The organism is Streptosporangium sp. NPDC000396 (genome assembly GCF_042898655.1).
Lineage (GTDB): Bacteria > Actinomycetota > Actinomycetes > Streptosporangiales > Streptosporangiaceae > Streptosporangium.
Map to the genome: position 1 here is coordinate 33993 of NZ_JBIAZA010000020.1, position 23472 is coordinate 57464.

General features: G+C 69.7%; 21 protein-coding genes. 9 read left to right on the forward strand and 12 right to left on the reverse strand.

Annotated features, from left to right (window positions below; all coding sequences use genetic code 11):
* Genes ACFY2X_RS29330 through ACFY2X_RS29355 form a run of 6 tightly spaced genes read right to left on the reverse strand, consistent with a single transcriptional unit; the run spans nt 1 to nt 6852 of the window.
* Nucleotides 1-807 carry a hypothetical protein gene (locus tag ACFY2X_RS29330; RefSeq protein ID WP_389944181.1) on the reverse strand — a complete coding sequence of 269 codons (807 nt, stop codon included), beginning with the start codon at nt 805-807 and terminating at the stop codon, nt 1-3.
* 9 nt (nt 808-816) lie between these two features.
* Nucleotides 817-1962, reverse strand: coding sequence for a hypothetical protein (locus ACFY2X_RS29335; protein ID WP_389944184.1), 1146 nt, complete (start codon nt 1960-1962; stop codon nt 817-819).
* Complete coding sequence (locus ACFY2X_RS29340) at nt 1959-4238, reverse strand: hypothetical protein (protein WP_389944187.1); 2280 nt, start codon at nt 4236-4238, stop codon at nt 1959-1961. The genes ACFY2X_RS29335 and ACFY2X_RS29340 overlap by 4 nt, the downstream gene beginning before the upstream one ends.
* 6 nt (nt 4239-4244) lie before the next feature.
* A complete protein-coding gene (locus ACFY2X_RS29345) occupies nt 4245-5234 on the reverse strand; it encodes a hypothetical protein (protein ID WP_389944190.1) in 990 nt (329 codons plus the stop codon).
* A gap of 4 nt (nt 5235-5238) precedes the next feature.
* Nucleotides 5239-6420, reverse strand: a complete 1182-nt coding sequence (locus tag ACFY2X_RS29350) for a hypothetical protein (RefSeq protein WP_389944193.1) — start codon at nt 6418-6420, stop codon at nt 5239-5241.
* 33 nt (nt 6421-6453) lie between these two features.
* Nucleotides 6454-6852: a hypothetical protein gene (locus tag ACFY2X_RS29355; protein WP_389944196.1), complete on the reverse strand. Its 399-nt coding sequence runs from the start codon at nt 6850-6852 to the stop codon at nt 6454-6456.
* Nucleotides 6853-7698: 846 nt separating this feature from the next.
* On the opposite strand from ACFY2X_RS29355, the gene ACFY2X_RS29360 reads away from it, so the two are divergent.
* Nucleotides 7699-8736, forward strand: coding sequence for a hypothetical protein (locus ACFY2X_RS29360; RefSeq protein WP_389944199.1), 1038 nt, complete (start codon nt 7699-7701; stop codon nt 8734-8736).
* Nucleotides 8737-8863: 127 nt separating this feature from the next.
* Here the strand turns inward: ACFY2X_RS29360 and ACFY2X_RS29365 are convergent, their stop codons facing one another.
* Nucleotides 8864-10090 carry an MFS transporter gene (locus ACFY2X_RS29365; protein ID WP_389944202.1) on the reverse strand — a complete coding sequence of 409 codons (1227 nt, stop codon included), beginning with the start codon at nt 10088-10090 and terminating at the stop codon, nt 8864-8866.
* 268 nt (nt 10091-10358) lie between these two features.
* Here ACFY2X_RS29365 and ACFY2X_RS29370 point away from each other — a divergent pair, with 268 nt between their 5' ends.
* On the forward strand, nt 10359-10784 hold the full coding sequence (locus tag ACFY2X_RS29370; RefSeq protein ID WP_389944567.1) for a VOC family protein: 426 nt from the start codon (nt 10359-10361) through the stop codon (nt 10782-10784).
* Nucleotides 10785-10895: 111 nt separating this feature from the next.
* Here the strand turns inward: ACFY2X_RS29370 and ACFY2X_RS29375 are convergent, their stop codons facing one another.
* Nucleotides 10896-11759 (reverse strand): NAD(P)H-binding protein, encoded by an 864-nt coding sequence (locus tag ACFY2X_RS29375; protein WP_389944205.1) that lies wholly within the window; start codon nt 11757-11759, stop codon nt 10896-10898.
* A gap of 81 nt (nt 11760-11840) precedes the next feature.
* On the opposite strand from ACFY2X_RS29375, the gene ACFY2X_RS29380 reads away from it, so the two are divergent.
* Nucleotides 11841-12863, forward strand: a complete 1023-nt coding sequence (locus tag ACFY2X_RS29380; RefSeq protein WP_389944208.1) for an Lrp/AsnC family transcriptional regulator — start codon at nt 11841-11843, stop codon at nt 12861-12863.
* A gap of 180 nt (nt 12864-13043) precedes the next feature.
* On the opposite strand, the gene ACFY2X_RS29385 is transcribed toward ACFY2X_RS29380, so the two are convergent.
* Nucleotides 13044-13985: a DUF418 domain-containing protein gene (locus ACFY2X_RS29385; protein ID WP_389944211.1), complete on the reverse strand. Its 942-nt coding sequence runs from the start codon at nt 13983-13985 to the stop codon at nt 13044-13046.
* Nucleotides 13986-14333: 348 nt separating this feature from the next.
* On the opposite strand from ACFY2X_RS29385, the gene ACFY2X_RS29390 reads away from it, so the two are divergent.
* Complete coding sequence (locus ACFY2X_RS29390; RefSeq protein WP_389944214.1) at nt 14334-15497, forward strand: sensor histidine kinase; 1164 nt, start codon at nt 14334-14336, stop codon at nt 15495-15497.
* Complete coding sequence (locus tag ACFY2X_RS29395) at nt 15494-16150, forward strand: response regulator (RefSeq protein ID WP_389944217.1); 657 nt, start codon at nt 15494-15496, stop codon at nt 16148-16150. Before ACFY2X_RS29390 ends, ACFY2X_RS29395 begins: the two co-directional genes overlap by 4 nt.
* 82 nt (nt 16151-16232) lie before the next feature.
* Here ACFY2X_RS29395 and ACFY2X_RS29400 read toward each other — a convergent pair whose 3' ends face one another.
* Entirely contained in the window at nt 16233-16445 is a 213-nt protein-coding gene (locus ACFY2X_RS29400) for a hypothetical protein (RefSeq protein WP_389944220.1), read from the reverse strand.
* Nucleotides 16446-16541: 96 nt separating this feature from the next.
* On the opposite strand from ACFY2X_RS29400, the gene ACFY2X_RS29405 reads away from it, so the two are divergent.
* On the forward strand, nt 16542-17297 hold the full coding sequence (locus ACFY2X_RS29405) for a Clp protease N-terminal domain-containing protein (protein ID WP_389944224.1): 756 nt from the start codon (nt 16542-16544) through the stop codon (nt 17295-17297).
* A 20-nt stretch (nt 17298-17317) separates the two neighbouring features.
* On the forward strand, nt 17318-18295 hold the full coding sequence (locus ACFY2X_RS29410) for an asparaginase (RefSeq protein ID WP_389944227.1): 978 nt from the start codon (nt 17318-17320) through the stop codon (nt 18293-18295).
* 136 nt (nt 18296-18431) lie between these two features.
* On the opposite strand, the gene ACFY2X_RS29415 is transcribed toward ACFY2X_RS29410, so the two are convergent.
* Nucleotides 18432-19895, reverse strand: a complete 1464-nt coding sequence (locus tag ACFY2X_RS29415) for a multicopper oxidase family protein (protein WP_389944229.1) — start codon at nt 19893-19895, stop codon at nt 18432-18434.
* Between the two features lie 416 nt (nt 19896-20311).
* On the opposite strand from ACFY2X_RS29415, the gene ACFY2X_RS29420 reads away from it, so the two are divergent.
* The gene (locus tag ACFY2X_RS29420; RefSeq protein ID WP_389944231.1) at nt 20312-21058 is read left to right on the forward strand and encodes a hypothetical protein; all 747 of its coding nucleotides are present in this window, start codon (nt 20312-20314) and stop codon (nt 21056-21058) included.
* Between the two features lie 102 nt (nt 21059-21160).
* Here ACFY2X_RS29420 and ACFY2X_RS29425 read toward each other — a convergent pair whose 3' ends face one another.
* Nucleotides 21161-21763, reverse strand: a complete 603-nt coding sequence (locus tag ACFY2X_RS29425; RefSeq protein WP_389944234.1) for a helix-turn-helix domain-containing protein — start codon at nt 21761-21763, stop codon at nt 21161-21163.
* Nucleotides 21764-21830: 67 nt separating this feature from the next.
* On the opposite strand from ACFY2X_RS29425, the gene ACFY2X_RS29430 reads away from it, so the two are divergent.
* Nucleotides 21831-23444, forward strand: coding sequence for a methyltransferase domain-containing protein (locus ACFY2X_RS29430; RefSeq protein WP_389944237.1), 1614 nt, complete (start codon nt 21831-21833; stop codon nt 23442-23444).
* The last annotated feature ends 28 nt before the right edge of the window (nt 23445-23472 follow it).

Sequence of the window (23472 nt, forward strand, 5' to 3'; positions counted from 1 at the left end):
TCAGGCTCCGGCCGGCTCGGTCGGCGGCATCCAGCCGGGACGTGTGGCGGGGAACGCGTGCGGCACAGCGGCCTCGGGCGAGAGGGTCGCGGCGGGCCCGGCGGCCTGCGGCTGCAGGACACGCTCGAGCACCTCGCGGTCGCCCATCTCGCGCCAGAGCACCGTCGCCCACGTCGACCAGAAGCCGGTCTCGTCGGCCAGCATACTGGCGAGGTCGAGCACGGCGGCGTGGTGCTCCCTCGGTGCCGTCCGGAGCTGGGCGGCCGCGGTGCCGGCGGCATCCCAGGCACGCGTGCGCAACGACATCCGCGGATCCACCCAGTCGCGCGTGAGCCGGTCGGCGTCGGGCTCGAACGGAAACTCGCTCCCGAGCGCCGGGATGTGCTCGTTGAGCGCGAAGTAGGCGACCGTCTCCTGCCCGCGCCCGCCGCCCGCGATCACCATCACCCGCCCGCCCGCATCGCCGTCGCCGTCGCCGTCGCCGTCGCCGCGTTCGTAGCGCAGCGGCGAGTCGTCGCCGAGCAGGAAGGTGAGGTCGCGGTACGGCAGCAGCACGGTCTCGAGGTCGGCCTCCGATCGCGTGGCGGCCGCCGCGCAGTTGTGGCAGAGCGGGATCGTCTCCGCCCAATCGGCCGCGGTCAGCCGCCCGTCGATCGGCTCCTGGCGGACGGCGTGCCAGGCGATCGCGGCCTGCGGCAGCCGCCGTTCGCACGCCGCGCAGAAGCGGCCGAGCGCGTCGAGGGCGACGTCGGCCGGACGGGCGCCGACCCACTCGTCCCGCCATTCCAGTCTGGTCAGTGAACGCATGGCAGCTCCCTACGGCACCGCGGTCGTGTTCGTGTTGGGGTAGTAGGCCGCCATGTCGGTGATGAACTGCTGCATGTACGAGATCGTCGGGTCGCTCGGCACAAAGACGCCAGCGCCCCCCATCAGGTGGAGGACGCGTATCCATACCGAGTAGAAGCCGCTCTGCCCCGCGGTCCTCACGATCAGAGGCCAGACGGAGTCGAACGGCTCCGACGTGAGCCGCCCTATGAAGCTGATCGCCTTGAACCAGGTGCACGTCCGGTTGTACATGCGGCAGTCGGCGATCTCACCCGGGCCGATGCCGGTGCGGCCGAAGCCGTAGTAGTTGACCGAGTCCAAGGCCTGCTGGTCGAGCGGCGATGTCTGCACCATCACGGTCTGGTTTTGGTACCAGGTGCCGTTGCAGAAGATGGTGGCGGTGATATGCCGGTTCGCCAGGCTCGACTGCGTGATAGCGCTCCCGATCTTGACCGACTCCCCGAACGGTAGCACGTTCCACTGGTTGTTCCCCCAGAAGGTCAGGTACGGCACGAGGTTGCGGTAGGCGAGCGGGTTGAGGTCGGGCCAGAGGTAGCGCGCGGTGGCGGGGTTGCCGGGGGTCCCGCGGATCGCGACGTTGCGGGCGCAGTCGTCGGCGTACGTGCCCCAGCGGTCGACCTCGTCACGAGTCAGCTTGTCGAGCATGCCGGTCGAGCCGTTGCAGGCCTCGCAGGCCAGCAGGAGGTTGTCCCAGCACAGCGTGAAGTACGGGAACGGCGACATCGGCGTGCAGTGCTGGACCACGAGATGGCCGGGCAAGTACTGCTCGCAGAAGCTGCAGAACTCGCCGAACATGCCTGTGAGCAGCGGACCCGCCTTGTTGCAGCCCTTGGCCCCCTTGGTCAGGCGGCGGTTGATGGTCGCGTACGCATTCAGGAGGGCCGGCAATGTCCAGCCGGGGTTCGCCGGGGGCACCGTTCCGGTGGCGAGATACCACTCCGCCTGCAGCAGGTCCCAGCGCGAAGGGGTATTGGTCTTGAGAGCCCTGATCACCGAGTCCACGCTGAACTTCCAGTTCGGCGGCTGCGACGCGTCCACTTGGAGGCTGACCATCGTGTTGAGCCGGATGGCGTAGGGGGAGTTGTTCGGCACGGCGTCGCGGGTGACCGGTCTCATGACTTGCCTTTCGTCTTGGCGTAGCCGGCGTACCAGCCGAGCGTCGTGCGATCTCGGCCGGTCGGGTCGGCGAAAAGCAGGGCATCGACCTGCCCGCCGGGCGGGAAGCTGAGCGAGAGCACGCTGATCGCGATCTGCTGGAGCGCCAGCACGTAGGCGTCGGCGTCGCGGGTGAATGTCAGATCCCCGATCTTGAGCTTGAGCACGCTCTCGAGCGAGAGCAGCTTGCCGCCGCCGCCCGTCCCGGGCAGCTTGAGGGCGACCCCGACGTTCGGAGCGTCCGGCTTGCCCGGCGCCCATGCCGCAAGCAGGCCGGCCGTGAGTCCCACCTTGGCGGCCAGCGCGCCGGCCGTGCCGAGGCCGAGGTCGGCGACGATGCCGAACCACGGCGCCTGGATCGACCCCTGCGGCAGGTCCGGGACGTCGACTCCGGCGTAGCCGAGGCCGGCCGGGGTGGCCGAGCCGGCGTTGCCGCCCGCCGCGGCCGGCTGCACGTGCAGGAAGCCCGACAGGGTGAGCGGGAAGTCGTTGAACACCCCGCTGGAGCGCGCCGGGCTCTGCGAGCCGTCCAGCGCGAGCTTGGTCGCGTTGAAGGTGTAGACGTCCTTGGTGGGGTCGGCCGGGTCGTAGGCGAGGTCGACCGCGAGGTTGGCGAAGCTCAGGCGTTGCTGGGACAGTGGCAGCGGGTCGGCGGCGGCCGGGCCGAAGGAGAACAGGTCGAACCCGTCCGCGCTCGCCGGCGGCAGGAAGCGCAGCGCGCCGCTCATCACGAACGACGACTCGGCGGGCTTGGACGGGGGGTCGGCCTCCGAAGCCGGAACGACCGTGACGAACTGCGCCGTCGCGATCTCGACGCTCGACAGAACGCCGCTGGTCATGACGAACACGTTGTCCTGATCGGTGGAGAACCGGTAGCCGCTCGTCGTTCCCTGTCGCTGGTAGACGCCGTACAACAGCAGCACGTTGTCGGCGCAGGCGGTCTTGGTGGTGGCGTCGGTGCGGGTCGCCGGCTCGGCGAACAGCTCGTCCACCAGCAGCTGGATCTGGCTGGAGAAGGTCGCCACGGTGGAGTTCTCAAAGCGCACCTTCAGGTTCAGCACGTTGAAGGCGTACGGTCCCTGCGCGCCGGCCGCCGAGGTCGTGCTCTCGTAGAAGATCAACCCGAACAGCGACGACGGCCGCGCCGTCGGCGATCCGCTGCTCGCGTCGACCGGTGTCACGGTCAGGCCGAGGTGGTGCGCCTTGAACTGGCCGGCGTCGATGCCCGCCGCCAGCCCGGACAGCTGGCCGGGCAGGTCGGCCGGCGGGATCGGCGCGTTCAGGAACAGCAGGCCCTGCCAGGTCGGGTCACCGGCCAGCTGCGCGAACGGCTGGAACTCGGTGTCGGTCGAGGCGCGCTCGACCGCCTCGTCGATCGCCGCCAGCAGCGTCTGCTGCGCGGTCTGGACGCCTGACGCCCCGCCGTTGAAGTCGGTGGGCTGCGTCCACGTGCTGGTGTCCGCGGCCAGATCGGCCAGCGACTTGCCGGCGAATTTCATGACCAGCGTCGTGCCCATGGCCGACCAGGCACTCGGCCACACGTCGATCGTCCACTGGTCGGGACCCGCGCCGATCGTCACCGTGCCGGCGACCGTCCCGGAGGTCATGAGGCTGCTCGGGTCGGACGCGACGAGGAACAGCTGGTTGGACTGCAGCGCCGCGGCGAGCTCGGGGCTGACGTCGGGAATCTGGACGGCGTCGCTGCCGGACACGAGCAGGGTCAGGCCGGTGATGCCGTTCGCGTCGACGTCGGCCAGCAGCCCCTGCGGCGTCACGCTCGGACCACCACCGCTGTTACCGGTGCCGTCGACGGCGGCCGCCGGCCGGGCGCGCGCCGCGGCGGTGCTCACGCCGGCGATCGTCGTACGGCGGGTCGGCGCGATCACCTTGTACTCCAGCCGCCGGTAGGGCGACAGGTCGTCGTCCACCACGCCGGCGTACGGCACCATCGGGAACCCGGGCGGCAGCGTCCCGTCCTGCGGCGCGGGTGGCAGCGTCACGCCGGGCAACTCGTCGAAGGCCAGGAAGTTGGGCGTGCCGGTCGTTCGGAACAAGGGTGAGCCGTCGGGCTGGGCATGGTAAACGAGGCCGCCGGAGCCGAACACCGACGCGTACGCCGTCGTGGCCGTGGCGGTCAGGCCCTGCTCGCCGGCCAGGGCCGCCCCGCCCGGGCTGAACCACAGTTCGCCGCCGCCGTCCGGCAGGTCGACGTACTCGAGGCCCGATGTGCCGCACATCAGCCGCTACGTACCGCTGACGGGGTTGCCGCCGCCGTCGACCACCTGCACGCCGAAGCCGCCCCGCGGGACGAAGTAGAACGGGTCGAACGGCGACGGCGGGTCGGACAGCGCGCGGACCGCGGGCACGAGCTTGGCGGCCGGCGTCGCCAGCGGGGTGAGCCGGACGGCCAGCCGGTTCGCGGTCCGGTAGTACGACGCGAGCTCAGGGCCCTTGTCAGCCTTTGAGGGCACCAGCCCGAGGAAGGTGCGGGTGTCGTCGAGGGGCGCGGCGGGGTCGAGCGAGACCGTCACCGGTACCGACGCGCCGCTCGCCGGCTGCGTCGTCGCCAGGACCGGGTAGCGGTAGGAGACCAGGCGGGTCTGGAGCGGTGGGTTGCCCGGTGCCGGTGTGAAGTAGCGCATGCCGACGTCGAGCTGCTCGAACGCCCCGCTCGCCTCGGTCAGCGTCAGCTCCGTGACGGCGCAGCCCGCCTGCGGGCCGCTGAACGGCACGGTCAGCGCGGACGCCGTGACGGGGAACGTGGCCGCACCTGCCTGCGCGGTCAGCGAGACGCTGCCGGCCGGGATGGTGAGGACGATCGCGTCGCCGCCGCTGTCAGTGGCGCCCGTGCAGCCGGCGCCGACCCACAGCGCGAGGTTGCGCAGCAGCAGGCCGCTGCGCCCGGTGGTCGTGTCGCCGTCGAAGCCGATCGTGCTGGCGTCCCACGCGTGGGGGTCGTCGCCGGGGTTGGCGATCCAGGCGAAGCGGACGCTGCCGGGCGGGCGCCAGTCGAGGTACTGGACCAGGCTCGTCGCGAGGGCGGTCGAGAGCCGGCTGTGCGGGGGCAGCACGAGGTAGGTCCCCAGAAACGTCGACCACGTGTCGGACAGGGCGACGGCGCTCGCCGGCACGCCACCGGTGTCGAACGGTGCCCACGCGACAGTGCACGTGGATGGACCACTGTCGACGCTCCACAACGCATCGCCCGGCTGCTGCGTGAAAGTGACACCCATCGGTCTACGTCGGGCTGGGGATCGGGACCCACAGCGAGTCGCCGCCGAGGATCGGCAAGTCGAAGGTGTCGAGCGCGGAGCTCCAGGGCGCCTGCGCGCCGAGCGGGACGTCGGAGTAGGTGTCCACGGTGAGCGGCGCCCAGGAGGAGCCCGCGACGAGGGCGTCGTAGGGACGCGTCATCACGTGCGAGCTGACCTGCGTGGCCGTGCTGCGCGGCAGCGGCATGACGCCGCAGAGCAGGTCGCGCACGGTCGTCCCGACCGGCACGTAGGCGCGCACCCCCTGCAGGAACACCGGCACCTCCGGCACGACGCTCGCGCGACCGCGGAACCATGCGGCCACAGCGCCGGCCGGCAGCGTGGTGCCGGCGACATAGGAGCTGGTAGCGGCCTCGAGCGTGGTGCGGTCGCCGGCACCGATCAGCGTGGCGTTCTGGTTGATCCCCGTGAACCCGGTGTCGTCGCTCGTCGGGAACTGGGACGGGTAGAACAGGCGCCAGTAGGCCAGCTGGTTGGCGGCGCCCTGCAGGTCGATCACTCCCGCGGCGCCGCCGCTCGTCGGAGCCACCGACAGCCCCATCAGGCGGCTGAGATAGGGATCGAAGCCGACCACCTGGCCACCCCCCTGCGACGCGACCCCGCTCAGCTCGACATACGACGTGCCGCTCCCCACGAAGCCGTTGCGCAGGTCGTCGCCCGGGTCGACCGCCTGATGGTCCTCGAAGTCGATCCGCAGGCGCATCCCTGGCGTCAGCTCGACGCAGCGCCGGACGGGGTCGAATCCGTGCCGTAGGTACAGCGACTCGGCGAACGTCTGCGGGATCGACTGGGCGATCCAGCCGCGGATCGCCTGCAGCCGCCCGGGAAGGAGACCGGCCATGTCCAGGTCGACCAGCAGCTGATCGAAGTTGCCGCAGACCGCGGTCCGGAACAGCCCGTTCGAGTCGAACTGGCTCGCGTCGAAGTTCCAGATCGCCGCCATCGCGGCCGTGATCGTGTAGGACAACCCGCTGCTCGCCGACGCGAGGGTGAAGATACCGGCGACGATCGGTAGCGCCGGCGTGGAGGAAAAGACCTGGTCCAGGCCGACTACCACGTCGTAGGTCGCCGGCTGGGCACCGGTGGCGTAATAGATGTACGGCTGTCCACCCGCCACCGGGCCTGAGAACATGTAGCCGGTCGCCACCGCGACCCCTTCCAAATGGGCTGGCTCGGCGGATCAGATTCGCTGGTCCGAGCCGGGGCCGACCTGGATGGTCTGGCCGTTCTTGCCGAGATAGGGCACGCTGTCGCTCGGCGACATCACCATCACCGCCGAGTTGTAGAGGTAGACGATCAAGTCCATGTTCGCCGGATAGCGGCCGAAGTCGACATTGATCGTGACACTGACCTTACCGCCCCCGCCGCCCGCCACGTTGTACTCGAGCGTGTTCGTGGTGCCGAACTGCCCCTGCTGGGGCTCTGCGGTGTCGTAACGCTGATACGGGCCGTTGCTGCTTTTGTTCGGGCTGTAGGGCGCCGATCCGAGCCCGGCGACCTTGTCCCCGTTGAAGTTGTTCACGTCGATAACGACATCCTGCTCGGACAGGTTGTAGAAGTAGGCATTGCCAGTAGCCATTTATGAGACTTCCTTCAAGGTAGCCGAGGCATCGAACGCGCCCTAGTGCCGCCACGGAACACGCTCCGCCGCATATGAAACGGTGCCGCGCCATTCAGGCTATGCCGCGAGACCGTGTCTGTCGGCCAGGAGACCGTGTCTGTCGGCCAAGAAACCGTGATCTTTGTGCTGTGAATCTTAAACAGGTTTTACTATTGGTCGCCGACACCGGATGCGGTGTGACCGGCGATCTCGCGGAGACTCGGTAGGCCGAGGTCGATGGTGGTTGCCCGACGGGCACGGTCGTCGAACTGGGCGAGCCTGCCGCTGGCGGCGGGGGCCTCGCCGAGCCGTCCTTCACCGCAGTCGAGGCCTCTGAAATGGGTTAATGCGCAAAAGAGGGCATCTGGCACAACTGTGCTCACGCTGGCAACCGGTTCCATAGGCTCGCCCGCAGTTCCCCAAGGCCACCTTCCGACGTTCGAGATGGCCGGGAAACTCCTCCCATTCCTCACTCTTTGCAGCCCACGGTCGTGTTGATTTTCATGTGTCCCAGAATCAATTGGGCAATATGGGGCGGCATCCCGTTCACAACAGCTTCATCAGTAAGAATTCTGCGGAAATCATGAGGCCGGTACACCTCACCACTGTCTGGCAGCGTGTACCGGCCCGGGACTCGTCGGGTAGCCGGAGCGCATTGCCGCGCCCCGGCCCCTTCTTAATACCGCTTAATATCGCTGCGGAGCGGGACGCGACGGTTCAGCGAGGTCTGACGCCAGTGACCACACCTCGTGCCGCGCTCCATCAACGACATCGGGCATTTGTGATCTTCCGGTCCAGCCGGGCCTTCGCTGAGAGGGATGGCGCATGGCGGTGGCATTCATCGACGGCTATCCCGCCGATGTGGCCGCGACACGGGACGGGCAAGTCTGGGTGGTCGGCCATCGCCGGGTGGACTGCGATACTCCTCTCTCTTCCGACAGCTCCAGCGGTGCGATATGGCGCTACGACGGCCAGGCATGGGGGCCGGTGCCTGGGCCCGCCTGCGCCTTGGGACTGGCGCAGGTTCTCACTACGTGGGAGGGCGCCGTGTGGGTGTTTGGCGAGCCTCGAAAGTCATGGTGCGTGGCCAGGTGGAACGGCACCGGATGGACGGAGGAGAACCGCCTGAAGACGGAGGACCGCCTGAAGAAAGTCATGGCAGCGTTCGGCGCGGACGGGCTCTGGCTCAGGAAGAGATCCGGCCTTGTCCGCTGGTCGGGCGGTTCTACCCGCAGGTACGAGCTTGGAATGACACCGCTGCTGGTCAGCGTCCGGGGATCGGACGAGGCCTGGGCGGCCGGATTCCGGCGGAGCGAGGACAAGGAGCCAGACGAGTACACCGCTGCGGAGAACGTGCCGCACTTCGCCCGCTGGGACGGACGAGCCTGGCACCCGATTCCCTCGCCCAAGCTCGACCTGCCCCAGGACGCACGGCAATCGTGGGTGGACCTCACGGACCAGTTCGTCGCCGGCCCCAACGACCTCTGGGCGGTGGGCAGAGTCGGCTCCGATATCCCGGAGCCCGACTGCACGGTGGTGGACGATGACACCTGCGAACAAGCGCGGCTGCTGATCCTCCACTGGGACGGTGCCACCTGGTCGCAGCAGTTCGGCAAGCCGGTGGCGCGGGACATCGGTAACCGCATGGTCCCTGACGGGAGCGGCGGATTCTGGCTCCCAGAGGCGGACGGTAACAAGCTTACGCACCTGTCGCAGGGACGCCTGACCCCCGTACAGCTACCCGGCGACTTCACCCACCTCGTGGCCGTCACCACGCAGCCCGACTCCACCCGGACCTGGTTACTGGGTTGGGATGGAGAGTCAGAGAGGCCGCCCAACTGGGTGCTCTGGTCTACCGGATGAAGTATGGCTGTCGCCGAACTCCCATGCCGTTTCGGCGTCTCCTCTCATGAGGCTTATCCGTCGCCGCCAGCCGTCGCGGATCCCGGCATGGGACTGTCAGATCGAGCGTTCACATCCACCGAACATCTCAGTCGTCGTGGGCGATGAGCATGAGCTGCCGCCACAGCAGCACCACGAACACCGCGGAACCAGCGAAGGCGAACCAGAAGGGCGCCGCGACACCGAGGCGGGTGGCCAGGACACCGCCGATCAACGAGCCGACCACCAGACCGGCGTAGACGCAGACGGTGTTGACGCTGCCCACCCGGCCCTGCAGTTCGCGCGGGACCGCGCGCTGGCGGACGGTGACCGAGGTCGTGCTCCATATGAACGCGTGCGCGCCGAAGACCAGGAAGATGCCCCCGGCGACCCACGGCGAATGGGTCAGGGCCAAGCCCAGGTGAGTGAACGTTTCGATGACGAGTCCGATCCGCATCAGGGCGCCGAGGCTCACCCTGCGGGTGATGGCCCCGTACAGGCCGGTGCCGATCAAGCCGCCGATCCCGCCGATGGTGGTCATCAGACCGAAGCCCAGGGCGCCGAGGCCGAGCTGCTCCTGGGTGTAGAGGACGAGAACCGACCAGGCCGCGCCGAACGTGAAGTTGAAGATCAGGATTGTGAGCGCCAGCGTGCGGACCGCCGCGTGCTGGATGGTCCAGCTGAACCCGGCGATCAGTTCCCGTACGGTGTCAGGCATGAGATCGTCGGCCTGCCGGCCGTGCGGCGGCAACGTGATCCGGGAGACCAGCACGATCCCCGCCAGCACCAGGAGCAGCTGGCTCGCGAACGGCCAGGTCAAGCCCAGGCCGAACAGTGCCGCGCCGATCGGCGGCCCGGCGAGCTGATTGAGCGTGATGAACCCCGTGCCCAAACGGGCGTTGGCGATGACGAGATCGTCCTTGCTGACCATCATGGGAGTCAGCGTGGCCGTCGCGTTGTCGGCGAAAACCTCGGCAATGGACCGGAGCGTGAGCGCCACCAGCGCCGTCGCCACGGTCACGGTGCCGGTCACCATGAGCGCGACGAGCGCCGCCAGCACCACGGCCCGCACCGCGTTCGCGACGACCACGATCCTGCGCCGGTCGTACCGATCCGACAGCACGCCCGCATACAGGCTGAACAGCAGCGGAGGCGCCCAGCCCACCAGGGCCGACAGCGAAATCATCAGCGGGTCGCGCGTCAACGTCGCGATCAGCAGCGGGCCCGCCGCGGCCGCGACCCCATCACCGAGATTCGTCAGCCAGCTCGAGGCCAGCAACCACCGGAATCCTGTCCCCAGCCGGGCCGGCAGGACCCGCTCCACCACTGTGATCACGAGCGCAAGACCATACGTTTTGAAAGCATCTACGGCAACGTGTTTTCGCGTCCACGCGCTATGTGGTGAGGAGGGTCACGGCGACCGCGCTCACTGGCGACACCGTGAGCCGGCTCTTTGCCTCGGGAACTTGAGCGGCACCCGAACGGCCACTGGCGACTCCGGCTTCTAGCCGCCGGATCCCCACCAGCGGCGAGCCGCCGGTTCCGGCACCTCGGACCGGCGGCTCGCCGCGTTCTTTATGCTCGGAGACATGACCGTTCAGCGGATGGACAACGTCGCCATCGTCGTCGACGACCTGGACGCGGCTGTCGAGTTCTTCACCGAGCTCGGCATGGAGCTGGAAGGCAAGGGGCAGGTCGAAGGCCTTTGGGCGGACCGCACCGTCGGACTCGACGGCGTCCGCAGCGACATCGCGATGATGCGTACCCCGGACGGCCACAGCAAGCTGGAGCTGACCAAGTACCACACCCCCGCGGCGTCCGGCGCCGAACCGGAGAACCCGCCGCCCAACACGCTGGGCCTGCATCGCGTCATGTTCGCCGTCGACGACATCGACGACACCATCGTTCGCCTGCGCGCCCACGGCGCCGAACTCCTCGGCGAGGTGGCGCAGTACGAGAGCATCTTTCGGCTCTGCTACCTCCGCGGTCCCGCGGGCATCATCGTCGCCCTGGCCGAACAGATCGGCTGATTGTCTTTTTTGTCTCAGCAGAGCGCCTTTACAATGTAGATCAACACGATGTCCCTGCGACAGTGAGCGGAAATCCTGATCCCAGGAGACACGACGGGATGACGATCACCTTCACCGCACCGATCCGCCGAAGTCCGCAGCGTGATCGGCGGCCCACACCGACAGCGGCGTGGCGGGTCTCCCGGTGATGTCGCGCACCACAGAGGTGGCGGCCGGGGGCGGGGCCGCCGCCATCTTGGCGTAGCCGGCGAGCAACTCCTCGACGAAGCCGTCGGGGAAGCCGGGGTCGGCCAGCAGCCGGGCGCGTTCCTCCGCCGGCGACAGGTCCTGCCAGCGCAGCGTGCGGCCGATCGCCTCGCCGATCACCCGCACCTGCTCGGCCTGGGTCAGCGTCTCGGGCCCGGTGAGGGTGTAGCGGCGTCCGGCGTGCCCGGCTCCGGTCAAGGCGTGTACAGCCACCGCCGCGATGTCGTCCTCGTGAATCGGCACCGTCGCCAGTGAGCCGAAGGCCCCGCGCACGATGTCCCCCGCCTTGATCTGCTCACGCCACCACAGCGTATTGGCCATGAAGGTGCTGGGGCTCAGCACCGTCCACTCCATGCCCGACTGCTCGATCAGGCGCTCGACGGTGGCATGCCAGCGGGCGACCGGGTTGGGCTGCTCCTCTGGTGCGAGCCCGGGACGAGCGTCGCCGCCGGTCATGAAGACGACACGGCGGACGCCGCGTTTGAGCGCCTCCACGATGGGGCCCGCCGGTTCCGCCGAGTGGAACGGCCACATCAGGAACGCCGCCTCAACATCGTCGAGGGCGCCCGGCGCCTCCAGGTCCGGCACGATCACTTCGATGCCGTGCGGCAGTTTCGCGGTCTCAGGGGTGCGGCTCGTGGCTCGTACGGCGGCGCCGTCCCGGGTCAGCCGCTCGGCCACCCTTCTGCCGACGTTTCCGGTAGCGCCGAAGACAAGGTATGTGCTCATGCACCAACGATCGCGCCGACTCGGCGGGCCACGCAGCTCATGAGTCACGAGACGGCAATAAATCGCATGTAAAACGAATATATGGCGATAAATAGCATCTTTGATGCGGTAGATCACGCTCTCGTGCACGCGCTCCAGCTCGACGGCCGCGCCTCCTTCCGCACGGTGGCCGAGGTGCTCGGCGTCTCCGAGCACACGATCGCCCGCCGCTATCGGAAGCTGCGCTCGCATGGCTTGCTACGAGTGGTCGGCCTGCTCAACGGCCCGCACTTCGGGTACACCTCGTGGTCTGTGCGCCTGGTGTGCGCGCCGGATGCGGCCGGCGCGGTGGCCGAGGCGCTCGCCCGCCGCGACGACACCGTCTGGGTCCGTCTGCTGTCCGGCGGCACGGAGATCGCCTGCGGCGTCCAGACCGGCGGCGATCAGGACGGCGAGGCCTTGCTGCTGAAAAAACTGCCGCGAACCCCGCGCCTCGTCGCCATGTCCGCCCACGCGACCCTGCACATGTTCGCCGGATGGCGCAGCAGGGTCACCGTGCTCTCCGACGAACAGGCAGAGCGGCTCCGGCCGGCCCCGGCGTACGCGACGGAGGTCTTGCTGAGCGGGCAGGATCACGCCCTGCTGCGTGTGCTGGCCCAGGACGGGCGGGCCGGATACGCCGAGCTGGCGGCGGCCAGCGGATGGTCGCAAACCACCGTGCGGCGCCGCCTCGACCAGCTGCGATCCAGCAGCGCCCTCAGGTTCGACGTCGAGATCCCTCCGCAGGCCCTCGGCTACCACGCCGAGGCATGGCTGTGGATGAAGGTGAAACCCTCGGCCCTGGCCTCGGTCGGTGCCGCGCTGGCCACTCACCCCGAGGCCGATGTGGTGGCGGCCACCACCGGCCCGACCAACCTCATGGCCGGGGTGACCTGCCGCGACACCCAAGATCTCTACCGCTACATCACCGAGCGGGTCGCGCCGCTCGACGGCGTGCGCGAAGTGACTCCTCCGCTCCCTGAAGAGAGCGGCTTCTCGCTTCCCTCGGCAGAAGTAGGCGACGGCCAAGCCCTGACCGTTTCAAACAAAGGAACCGTAACAGGGAAGCGATTCCCCTGCCGGTAAACCCGGCAGTCCCCCCACTAGACCTGATGGAGACCGCGCCCATGATCCGTACGGTCAAACGGGTGGGCGCCCTCCTGTCCTGATGCTCACCCCGCGTGCGGCCAACCCCGCGCCATCGAACAAGAGCACGTTGGCGCTCATGGTCGTTGCGGCCCGCCGTGGCTTCGGAGTATTGGGCCGTCAGAGGGCGCGGCGCAGGGGCGGACGCTGAGCCCAGGTGGCCCAGCGCCAGAGCCACTCAAGGGGCCCCTGGCGGTATCGGCGCAGCCAGAGGGTGGACCACAGCCACTGGGTGGCGAGGATGACAGCGGCGATCAGGACCACCGTCGTCGAGGACCAGCTGTCCGGCGGGCCGTCGAGGACGCGGCCGACCCCCAGGACGAGGACCGTGGCGGTCAGGTAGTTGGTCAGCGCCATCCTGCCCAGCGGCGAGAAGACGGCCTGCAGCACCGGTCGGAGCGGCGTCCTGAGCAGGGTCAGCAGGGCGCACACGTACACTCCCGCGAGCAGCAGCCCGGCCACGGCGAAGGGGAGGTCGGCCTCCGGGTTTCCCTGGTCGCCGGCCTGCAGCCACAGGACGGGCGCCGCCCCCGCCGCGAGGACCAGGCCCAGTACGGCCGGCACCCGGGTGGAGCGCTCGATCCGGCCGATCACCCCGTACCGGGTCAGCGCCGAGCCCAGCAGGAACAGCCCGGGGACCAGCGTGAAAGGGCCGCCGGCGGCGATCAGCGACGCCGGGATGAGCACGGCGGAGAGGCCGGCCACGGCCCACCGCGGCAGCCAGGTCGAGGGCAGCAGCACCAGCAGGCCGACGATGGCGTAGACGGTCAGGATGTCACCCTGCCACAGCAGCACGTGGTGCACCAGGCCGATCCCGAGCAGCACCAGGAGCCGGCGCAGCAGGATGAGCCGCGGGTGGGCGGCGCGGCCCGTGGCGGAGTTCAACAGCAGGGAGAAGCCGACACCGAACAGCAGGGAGAAGATCGGGAAGAAGCGCTGCTCGACGAGCAGTCCCATCCACTCCTCCCCCACTGCCGGCGGACGCTGCACGACGACTTTGCCGACGTTGGCTATCGGCTGGATGTTGGCCAGCAGGATCCCGCACAGTGCGAACCCGCGCACCACGTCGAGGGCGGAGATGCGCGCCCGTCCAGGGGTGGTCGTCGCAGGACCTCCCGGGCCGTCCTCTGGGAACGGGCGGCGGGGACGCGGGTCCCCTTGGAACAGATCGAGCCGATGGCCCGGACCCGCGGGATGCCCGGACGGCAGTGGACCGGAGCCCGGCGGTCGCCGTATCGGCTGGTCAGGCTCTCGGGCTCCGGCATGAGAGGGAAGTTCTCCATATGGCATGGGGCTTCATCCTGCGGGCCCGGCCCGGCGGCGGCATCGGTCGAAAGCAGGGATCGCGGGGTCGTGACAGTACTTTCGGCCGGTTCAGCGCGCGGGTGAGGATCTCCTAGCCTGAACGGCGTGAATGTTTGGGATCGGCGGGCGAGGCCGGCCGGGATCGCGGCCGACCTCGGGCTCGGCGCCGTGTTCGCGGCGGTGCTCGCCTTCTGGGCGTCCCGGATCGCCGGCAGCTGGGGCGGCGGTTACTGGCAGTTCGGCTGCGCCGCCGGGGCGGCGGTGTGCGTGATCGCTCTGGTGCGCCGGCTGGACCGGTCACGGGCGGCGGTCGCGGGTCTGGCCGTCGCGGTGGCCGCCATCCTGGCGGCCCGGTTCGCCCACCTGCCGGCCGAACCCGGCCCCGCCATGGTCCTGGGCCTGTCGGTGCTCGTCGGCTCCGCGGTCAGAACGCTCCCGGTCTCCTCGGCCTGCGCCATCGCGGCCGGAGGGTTCGCGGTGGTCGCCTGCAGCCTGCTTTCCGCCCATGCGTCCTCCTTCGGAGTCCCGGCTGTGACGATGCTGAACGGCGCGGGATGGCTGGCCGCCCTCGTGGCCGGGCTGTGCCCGCGGCTGCTGGCCGCCCGCCGCCGGGCCGCCGCCGAGAAGGTTCGCCGTGACGAGCGCCTGAACCTGGCCAGGGAACTGCACGATGTCGTCGCCCATCACGTCACCAGCATCGTGCTCCAGGCTCAGGCCGCCCGGCTCGTCACCCGCAGGCATCCGGAGAAGACGGACGCCTCCCTCGCGGACATCGAGGCCGCCGGCTCCGACGCGCTGGCCGCGACGCGACGCGTCGTCGGCCTGCTGCGCGACGTCGATGACGCGGCTCCCGCCACGCTCGGACCCGAACGGCTCAGCGACCTGGTCAGGCGCTTCGACGGTCGCGGCCCCGCGGTGCACTTGCGACTGCCCGAGGGCGAAGGTCAAGGTGAATCGGTGTGGCCGCCCGAGGTGACCAGCACCGTCTACCGGGTCGTCCAGGAGTCGCTGACCAACGTCTCCCGTCACGCCCCGCACGCCCGCTCGGTCACGGTCAGCGTCACCCAGGATCGGGAGGTCGTCACCGTCGAGGTCGTCGACGACGCCCCGTCGGCCTCGGCCCGCCACCATCGCCGCGGCGGGTACGGCCTGACCGGGATGCGCGAACGCCTCGACGCCCTGGGCGGCACGCTGCGCGCCGGTCCGCGCCCCGGGGCCGGCTGGTCCGTGCTGGCCACCCTGCCTCTCCCCGCGCGGAAGCGCCGATGACCATCAGGGTCCTGCTGGCCGACGACCAGGCGATGATCCGTGGCTGCCTGCGGATCATCCTTGAGGACCAGCCCGACATCAGCGTGGTCGCCGAGGCCTCGGACGGCGCCGAGGCGGTCGCGCTGGCTCGGCGGCTGCGCCCGGACGTGTGCCTGGTGGACATTCAGATGCCCCGCCTCGACGGCATCGAGGTCACCCGTGCCCTGGCCGGCCCCGGTGTCCCCGACCCGCTCCGGGTGATCATGGTCACCACCTTCGACCTCGACGAATACGTCTACGGCGCGCTGCACGGCGGGGCGGTCGGCTTCGTCCTGAAGGACGCCGGCCCCGCCCTTCTCGTCGAGGCCGTCCGGGCCGCGCACGCCGGGGACGCCCTGATCTCGCCGTCGGTCACCCTGCGGCTGCTGCGCCACCTTGCGTCCGCCGGAGCACCGGCCGCCCGCGGACCCGCCCAGCCGCTGTCCGCACGGGAGACCGAGGTCGTCCGGGCAATCGCCAGAGGCCGTACCAACCAGGAGATCGCCGCCGAGTTGTTCATCTCCCTGAGCACCGTCAAGGGTCACATCTCCGGTGTCCAGGCCAAGCTCGGCGTACGTAACCGGGTCGAGATCGCCGCCTGGGCCTGGGAGAACCGCATGATGGGCACCGCGTAGCGCCGCCGGGCGCCCCCGGTCCGCCCGGCCTGATCGGCGAGGAGCTCTCACCCGCCGGTGAAGCCGATCACGGTGAAGCCGATCATCGCGTGGCCGCCGTCACCGAACGGCCTGCCACAGGTTGATCACAGGTCGCCCGGCTGCTCGACATCCAGCTGGAATCCAGGAGGTCGAGGTAGTCGTTGAGCCGCTGTCCGCCGGCGAGCATCTCCCGGCCGCGACGCCCGAGCCGGGCCTTCCGTGCGAGTGCTTCCGGTGAGCCGCCGACCCGCTCGGGGTAAGGCGAGAGAACCATGACAGATAGGGTTATCTAACCTAGAGAAACTAACCCTATAGGGGGTATAAATATCGAGTAACCCGTAGATAACCCCAACAGACGACAGGTGGCGCCATGCCGAAGATCAACGTTTACCTGCCCGACGAACTGGCGGAAGCCGTCAAGGACGCCGGTGTGCCGGTGTCCGCGATCTGCCAGCGAGCGCTGGAGCAGGCGGTGCGCCGGATCACCGCCATCCGGCAGACCGCCCTGGGCGAGCTGGAGGCCAGCGATCTGGATGAGCGATTGCCGCTCTTCACCGCCCGTGCCCGCGCCGTCATCAAGCTGGCGATCGACCAGGCGCGTGCCGACACCTCACCGAACGTCGGGACCGGGCACCTGCTCGCCGGCATGGTGACCGAGGGCGACAACCTGGCGCTGCACGTGCTGCGGGCGGTCGAGATCGATCCCGCCCAGATCCGGCGTGATCTGGAGCGGCGGGCGGACCCCGAAGAGGGCGGCTCCAGCGACGATTCATCGGTGCACTTCAGCGGCCCCGCCGCCGGCGCGCTCGAACTGGCGGTGGCCGAGGCGACCGCGCTGGGGCACAACTACGTGGGCTGTGAGCACCTGCTGCTCGGGCTTGTCAACGAACTCGACGGCACCGCCGGTCAGGTGCTGCGCGCGCTGGGGGCCGAGCCCCGGCTGACGCGCCGGGCCGTGGCGGCGGCCCTGGCCGGCTACGTGCACCTGCGCGCGCAGACCTCTGCCACCGCGGCCGCCGATCCCGCGCAGGCGCTGGCCGCGGCGGTGCGCCAGCAACTCCAGCCGCTCATCGCACGCATCGAACGACTGGAGCACCACCTCGGCCCCGCCTCCCACCACCAGTGAACTCGACCCGAAGGGACACCATGGCCTCACACGTGCTGCTACTCGCGACCAAGGACACCATCGCCTACACGCGACGTGACGACCGGCTCGCGATCGCCTCCGGCACCGACCTGCTGGACGGCGTGCCGGCGGATCAGCTCGCCGCGGACGTGACGGTGGAAGACGTCACCGCGGAGCCGAGCTGGGACATGTCCCCGGCGACCATGCTGGCCCTGGCCCGGCGCGTGCGCTCGGCCGTTCTCGACGACGGTTTCGACGGGGTGGTGGTCACCCACGGAACCGATACCCTCGAGGAGACCGCCTTCCTGGCCGACCTGCTCGCCGGGCCGGCGGCGTCACGAGGCGGAATCGTGTTCACCGGTGCCATGCGGCGCTTGGACGAGCTGTCCGCCGACGGCCCTCGCAACCTGGCCGCCTCCATCGCCGCCGCGGCCGATCCGCGCCTTCGCCAGGCGGGCGCCGTCGTGTGCGTCAACGACGAGTTGCACGCCGCCCGCTGGGTCACCAAGGTCGACGCCACCGGCGTCGCGGCGTTCTCCTCCGCACCGTTCCCTCCCCTGGGGCGGGTCGTGGCCGGGCGCGTGGAGACGCTGGGCACGGCACCGCCCCGCCCACCCGCGCCGCAGGGCGAACCCGAGTCCGACGTCGCGCTGATCAAGACATATCCCGGTATCGACGCCGCGCTGCTCACCGCCGCAGTGGACGCCGGCGCACGGGGGGTCGTGTTGGAGGGCACCGGCATGGCCAACGTGCCGGTGAGCCTGTTCACCGCGATCAGCGAGCTCACCGAGTGGGGCATTCCGGTGGTCGTCGCGTCCCGGTGCCGCACCCGCGATGTCGCGCTGGAGGACATGCGGTCCGGCACCTACGGCCTGGCCGCCGGTGTCGGCGCCATCGGCGCACGCGGTCTTGCCGCCGCCAAGGCCCGTATCGCCCTGATGGTCGCTCTCGGCACCGGCAGCGCCGAAGGCGTCCGGGCGTGGTTCGACGGGCTGTGACCCGGCGGCATGCTCCGCGGCTTCCTGAACGCACTCGCCGCTCACCTGCAGCCAGGCGGCGGACTCGGCCTTCACCCGGGCCCGGCGCCCGGGCGGTCCGGGCGGTCCGGGCGGTGTCAGGCGCAGTGTCAGGCGCTCAGGGGGCGATCTCCATCTGCGCCATCATCCCGAGCGAGGAGTGCTCCAGGAAATGGCAGTGGTAGACGTACCGTCCGATGTAGTCGGCAAAGGTCGCCTTCACCCGAACGGACGTGCCCGGCGGAACGGGGACGGTGTCCTTGCGTCCCGCGTCGTCCAGCGACGGAGGCTGACCGTCGCGGTCCAGCACCTGGAACTGCACGAGGTGCATGTGGAAGTTGTGGTGGAATCCGAACTGGCCGTCCCCGTTGGTGATGTTCCAGATCTCCGTGGCGCCCAACTTGATCTGCTGGTCGGCCCGGGCCGGATCGTAGGTCTTGCCGTCGACCAGGCCCACGGGAGGGAACCCGGAGATGTCGAAGCTCAGCCGTATGTTGCGGGTGACCGTCGCGGCGGGGAGAACGGGGAGCGCCCGGAGCTGATCGGGGACCCGGCTGAAGTCCACCGCCCGTCTCACCACGTCGAACCGGAGCACCGGCGTGGTCCCGTCGGAGAGGACCACCTGTGTGCCGACCGGGTAGCGCGAGAAGTCCACCACCACCTCCACCCGCTCGGCGGAGCTGAGCCGGATCTCGGTCCGGGGAACCGGCGCCGGCAGCAGGCCTCCGTCGGAGGCGATCTGCGTCATCTCGGCGCCGCCGAGGTTCAGGTTGAAGGTCCGTTCGGTGGCGCCGTTGAGCAGCCGGAGGCGATATTTGCGCGCGGCGACCGGGAAGTACGGCTGAGGCTTTCCGTTGGCGAGGATGACGTTGCGCTCGGCCGGATTGCCGCCGAAGACCATCTTGCCATCCGCGTCGAACAGGGCGTCACGGATGATGATCGGGATGTCGTACGCTCCCCCCGGCAGCCGGAGGCTCTTCTCGCTGTCGTCGTCGATCAGATAGAAGCCGTGCAGGCCGCGGTAGACGTTCTCCGCCTCCGTGTGGTGGCTGTGGTCGTGATACCAGAGCGTCGCGCCCTGTTGCCTGTTCGGGTAGTTGTACCACCGCGACTGTCCGGTCTGGATGACATCCATCGGATGACCGTCGTGGTCCGCTTCGACGTGACCGCCGTGCAGGTGCACGTTCGCCGGGCGGTCGAGGGCGTTCTTGTATCTGATCATCACCCGGCGCCCGGTCCTGGCCCGGATGGTGGGACCGACGAACTGGCCGCCGTAGGTATACACCGGAGTCCTTACCCCGGGGAGGATCTCGATGTCGGCCGGCCGTATGTCGAGCCGGTACACGTCGACGTCGTTGGTCGACACCATCGGCTTCAACACCGGTGGCACGGGCATCTGCATGGAGAACGGCGCAACGGTCAGCGCCGCTCCGACCCGTGCCGGTTGGACACCGTGAACGTGTGGGTAGAAGCCTCGCGCGGACGAGTAAGCGGCACGGTCGTTGAAAAGCAGCCCCTTGGTGCCCACCGCGCCGCCGAGCGTCAGAGCGCCCACGGCGAGCATGTTCCGCCTGCTCAGCATCCGTTCTCCCATCGCTGCGCCGCATTGGCCGGAATTCGGTGACGCCAGGACAGGTGGACAACGTCCACTTCAAGGCCATAAGGCCTCTTATTGAGGTTTAGTTGAATCCATCCCGTTAACTGCGTGACCGCCAGACAGATCGTCGCATCAGCGTTTCCTAATGCCTTCTTCCATATTGCTCATTTGAGTCTCTTGTCATGGTTCGTCGACTTGCCCGCTTTTTGTGATAAAAGCCGAGGCCAACGGGGTCCGGCCCGCGCACCACGCCATCCGCGAGACGGCCGCCACCGGAGGAAACCGGAAGGGTGCCACACCCCCACAACCCGCCTCCGCGTACAACGCCTTGCAATCAGTCCCGGATCGCCGGAGTGGAGGCTGTAGCCAGCCCACGGCCATCCAGACGGAAAGGCGCCCCGATGGAGCAAACATTCGCCTCCCTGCCGACAGAAGAGGACCTGGTCCCCACCACCGATCTCAAGAAATGGGCGCTGAACGCACGCATGTTCCTGCAGGACGCGATCAAGGCCGACCAGCCCGTCGGGTCCTTCGCTGACGCCCTGGAGGCGCTGCGGAGCAGGATGGCCTCCCTGGAGACCTCCCTGCTCAACGGCACCGCCGAGAGCGAGGCGCGCAAGGCGTTCATCACCTGGGTGCGGGAGAAGAGCACCCAGGGCGCCTGGGTCTACTACGCGACCAAGAAGGTCGAGGCCGACCGGCTCAAGGCCGCCGAAGCCGCCCTCAAGACGCACGCCGCACGGATCGACCGCGCCAGAAGCGAGGCGATCAAGACACGCAACACCTCCGCCGCCATGGGCTCCGCCTACGGCACCGTGATCGCGGGACTATCCGACTCGTCCTCCGACGACTACTGGATCGGCACCAGCGGCGCCTACACGCGTTCCGCCCAGCAGCACCCGGTGATGCAGGAACTGCTCGCCGGTGTCGGGCAGGGGGAGGCGTGGCCGGTGAACGCATGCGCCGAGGTCGACGCCATGAACCAGTACCTCATCGCGCGCGGCTTCACCCGGAAGGCCCAGATCCCGGCCGGCACGCTGTACTTCCACGCCGAGACCTGGAACTACGACGAAGGCAAGTGGCAGGCCCGCAAGACCTGTGGCAACTGCTCGGGCTGGATCAAGAAGATCGACGGACGCCGCTGCTGAGCCGAGCCCGCCCCCGCCGACGCCTCCGGCTTCGTCCGCTCGGCGTCGGCCCGGGCGGGCCCGCCGTACCTGCGCACGGGCGCCGGGTGGAAAGCGCGGCGATCAACCCGGGCCGGGACCGCCGGACTGCGCACCACGCGGTTTCGCGCGGACATGCATGCGTTCGCCCTGCGCTCCGAACAGGCTGAGGATCTCCACCGGCGCCTCTCCGGTGCTGCCGAACCAGTGCGGCAGCCGCGTGTCGAACTCCGCGGCCTCCCCCGCCTTGAGCACGATGTCGTGTTCGGCGAGCACCAGTCGCAGCTTCCCGCTGAGCACGTACAGCCACTCGTAGCCCTCGTGCATACGCAGATCGGGTTCGCGGCGGTCGGTGCCGAGGACCATCTTGAACGCCTGCAACCCGCTGGGGTGCTGGGTCAGCGGCACGATCGTCGAGTCCCCGCGCTTGATCGGCTTCAACCGCACCCGCGGGTCACCCACCGAAGGCGCGCCGACGAGCTCGTCGAGCGGCACCTGGTAGGCGCGCGCCAGCGGCAGCAACAACTCCAGGGTGACTCTGCGCTCACCGGACTCGAGGCGGGACAGGGTGCTGGTCGAGATACCGGTGGTCTCCGCGAGCTGGGTCAGGGTGGTGCCGCGCTTCTTGCGCAGCGCGCGCAGCCGCGGGCCCACGGAGGCCAGGATCGCGGTGTCGTCGTTTGCCATGTCGGCAAATTTACTTTGCCGACCCAGCCGGTCGGATGCACCGTAGGCGGCGAGCGAAGGGAGACCCATGATGGAAGACGCATACGACGTGGTCGTGGTGGGCGGCGGCGCCGCCGGGCTCAGCGGCGCCCTGACGCTGGCTCGGGCGCGGCGGACGGTGCTGGTGGTCGACGCCGGGCAGCCGCGCAACGCACCCGCCGGGCACGTGCACAACTACCTGACCCGGGAGGGCACGCCACCCGCCGAGCTGGTGGCGGCCGGACGGGATGAGGTGACCCGGTACGGTGGCCGGATCGTCACCGGACGGGTCGAGGCCACCGCCAAGGACGGTGACGGCTTCCTGGTGACGCTGGACGGCGCGCGCTCCGTACGGGCGCGGCGGCTGCTTGTGACCACCGGGCTCGTCGACGAGCTGCCCGACGTGCCGGGGTTGGCCCAGCGCTGGGGCCGGGACGTACTGCACTGCCCCTACTGCCACGGGTGGGAGGTCCGCGACCGGCGCATCGGCGTCCTGGCGAACGGGCCGCCGGCCTGGCATCAGGCGGAGCTGTGGCGGCAGTGGAGCCGGAACGTGCTGCTCCTGCTGCACCACACCCCGGCACCTGACGCGGAACGGGCCGAGCGGCTGGCGGCACGCGGCATCACCGTCGTGGACGGCCCGGTCGCGGCGCTGGAGACGGACGGCGACACGCTCACCGGCGTACGGCTGGCCTCGGGCGAGATCGTCGCGCTCGACGGATTGGCCGTCGCGCCGCGGTTGTCCGCCCGCGCGGAGGTGCTGGAGTCGCTCGGGCTGAAGCCGGTCGACGTGGAGTTCGGCGGCCAGGTCGTCGGCAGCCAGGTTCCCGCCGACCCCACCGGAGCCACCGGCGTGCCCGGCGTGTGGGTGGCGGGCAACGTGGCCGACATACAGGCGCAAGTGATCGCGGCTGCCGCCGCGGGCCTGAAGGCCGGCGCCGCGATCAACGCCGACCTCGTCGCCGAGGACACCCGCGACGCCGTCGACGCGTACCGGCACCAGGTGCGCACCATGTTCGAGCGGGATGCCTGGGAGGAGCGCTATCGCGCCCGCCCGGCGCTGTGGAGCGGACGCCCCAACCCGCAGCTCGTCGCCGAAGCCGCCGAACTCGCCCCCGGCCAGGTGCTCGACGTGGGCAGCGGTGAAGGCGCCGACGCGATCTGGCTCGCCGAACGCGGGTGGCGCGTCACCGCGGCCGACATCTCCACCACCGCGCTGGAGCGGGCCGCCGCGCACGCCACGGCCGCGGGCGCGCAGGTCGCCGGCCGCATCACATGGACGCACGCCGATCTACGCGACCAGCCTCCCGCCGAGGGCGCGTACGACCTGGTGTCGGCGCAGTACATGCACCTGCCCGGCGACGCGAGGCGGGAGCTGTTCGCGCGGCTGGCTGCCGCGGTGGCCCCCGGCGGAACCCTGCTGATCGTCGGACATCACCCGTCCGACCTGCGGACCACCATCGGCCGGAGACTCTTCCCGGACGCGATGTTCACCGGCGAGGAAGTCGCCGCCGCCCTCGACCCCACCGAGTGGCGGGTGCTGGTGGCCGAGACCCGCCCGCGCGCCGCGGTGGACCCTGACGGGCGTGCCATCACCATCCACGACGCCGTCCTGGTCGCACGCCGCCGCTCGCTCGGCGCGCAGGCACCGGCCGACGCCTGACATCACCACCTCCACCAGACCAGGTACG

Bases quoted from the DNA above. Each gene is read 5' to 3' on its own strand.
- ACFY2X_RS29330 (WP_389944181.1), bottom strand. From the start codon at position 807: ATGCGTTCACTGACCAGACTGGAATGGCGGGACGAGTGGGTCGGCGCC.
- ACFY2X_RS29335 (WP_389944184.1), bottom strand. From the start codon at position 1,962: ATGAGACCGGTCACCCGCGACGCCGTGCCGAACAACTCCCCCTACGCC.
- ACFY2X_RS29340 (WP_389944187.1), bottom strand. From the start codon at position 4,238: ATGTGCGGCACATCGGGCCTCGAGTACGTCGACCTGCCGGACGGCGGC.
- ACFY2X_RS29345 (WP_389944190.1), bottom strand. From the start codon at position 5,234: ATGGGTGTCACTTTCACGCAGCAGCCGGGCGATGCGTTGTGGAGCGTC.
- ACFY2X_RS29355 (WP_389944196.1), bottom strand. From the start codon at position 6,852: ATGGCTACTGGCAATGCCTACTTCTACAACCTGTCCGAGCAGGATGTC.
- ACFY2X_RS29360 (WP_389944199.1), top strand. From the start codon at position 7,699: ATGGCGGTGGCATTCATCGACGGCTATCCCGCCGATGTGGCCGCGACA.
- ACFY2X_RS29370 (WP_389944567.1), top strand. From the start codon at position 10,359: ATGGACAACGTCGCCATCGTCGTCGACGACCTGGACGCGGCTGTCGAG.
- ACFY2X_RS29375 (WP_389944205.1), bottom strand. From the start codon at position 11,759: ATGAGCACATACCTTGTCTTCGGCGCTACCGGAAACGTCGGCAGAAGG.
- ACFY2X_RS29380 (WP_389944208.1), top strand. From the start codon at position 11,841: ATGGCGATAAATAGCATCTTTGATGCGGTAGATCACGCTCTCGTGCAC.
- ACFY2X_RS29395 (WP_389944217.1), top strand. From the start codon at position 15,494: ATGACCATCAGGGTCCTGCTGGCCGACGACCAGGCGATGATCCGTGGC.
- ACFY2X_RS29400 (WP_389944220.1), bottom strand. From the start codon at position 16,445: ATGGTTCTCTCGCCTTACCCCGAGCGGGTCGGCGGCTCACCGGAAGCA.
- ACFY2X_RS29405 (WP_389944224.1), top strand. From the start codon at position 16,542: ATGCCGAAGATCAACGTTTACCTGCCCGACGAACTGGCGGAAGCCGTC.
- ACFY2X_RS29410 (WP_389944227.1), top strand. From the start codon at position 17,318: ATGGCCTCACACGTGCTGCTACTCGCGACCAAGGACACCATCGCCTAC.
- ACFY2X_RS29415 (WP_389944229.1), bottom strand. From the start codon at position 19,895: ATGCTGAGCAGGCGGAACATGCTCGCCGTGGGCGCTCTGACGCTCGGC.
- ACFY2X_RS29420 (WP_389944231.1), top strand. From the start codon at position 20,312: ATGGAGCAAACATTCGCCTCCCTGCCGACAGAAGAGGACCTGGTCCCC.
- ACFY2X_RS29425 (WP_389944234.1), bottom strand. From the start codon at position 21,763: ATGGCAAACGACGACACCGCGATCCTGGCCTCCGTGGGCCCGCGGCTG.
- ACFY2X_RS29430 (WP_389944237.1), top strand. From the start codon at position 21,831: ATGATGGAAGACGCATACGACGTGGTCGTGGTGGGCGGCGGCGCCGCC.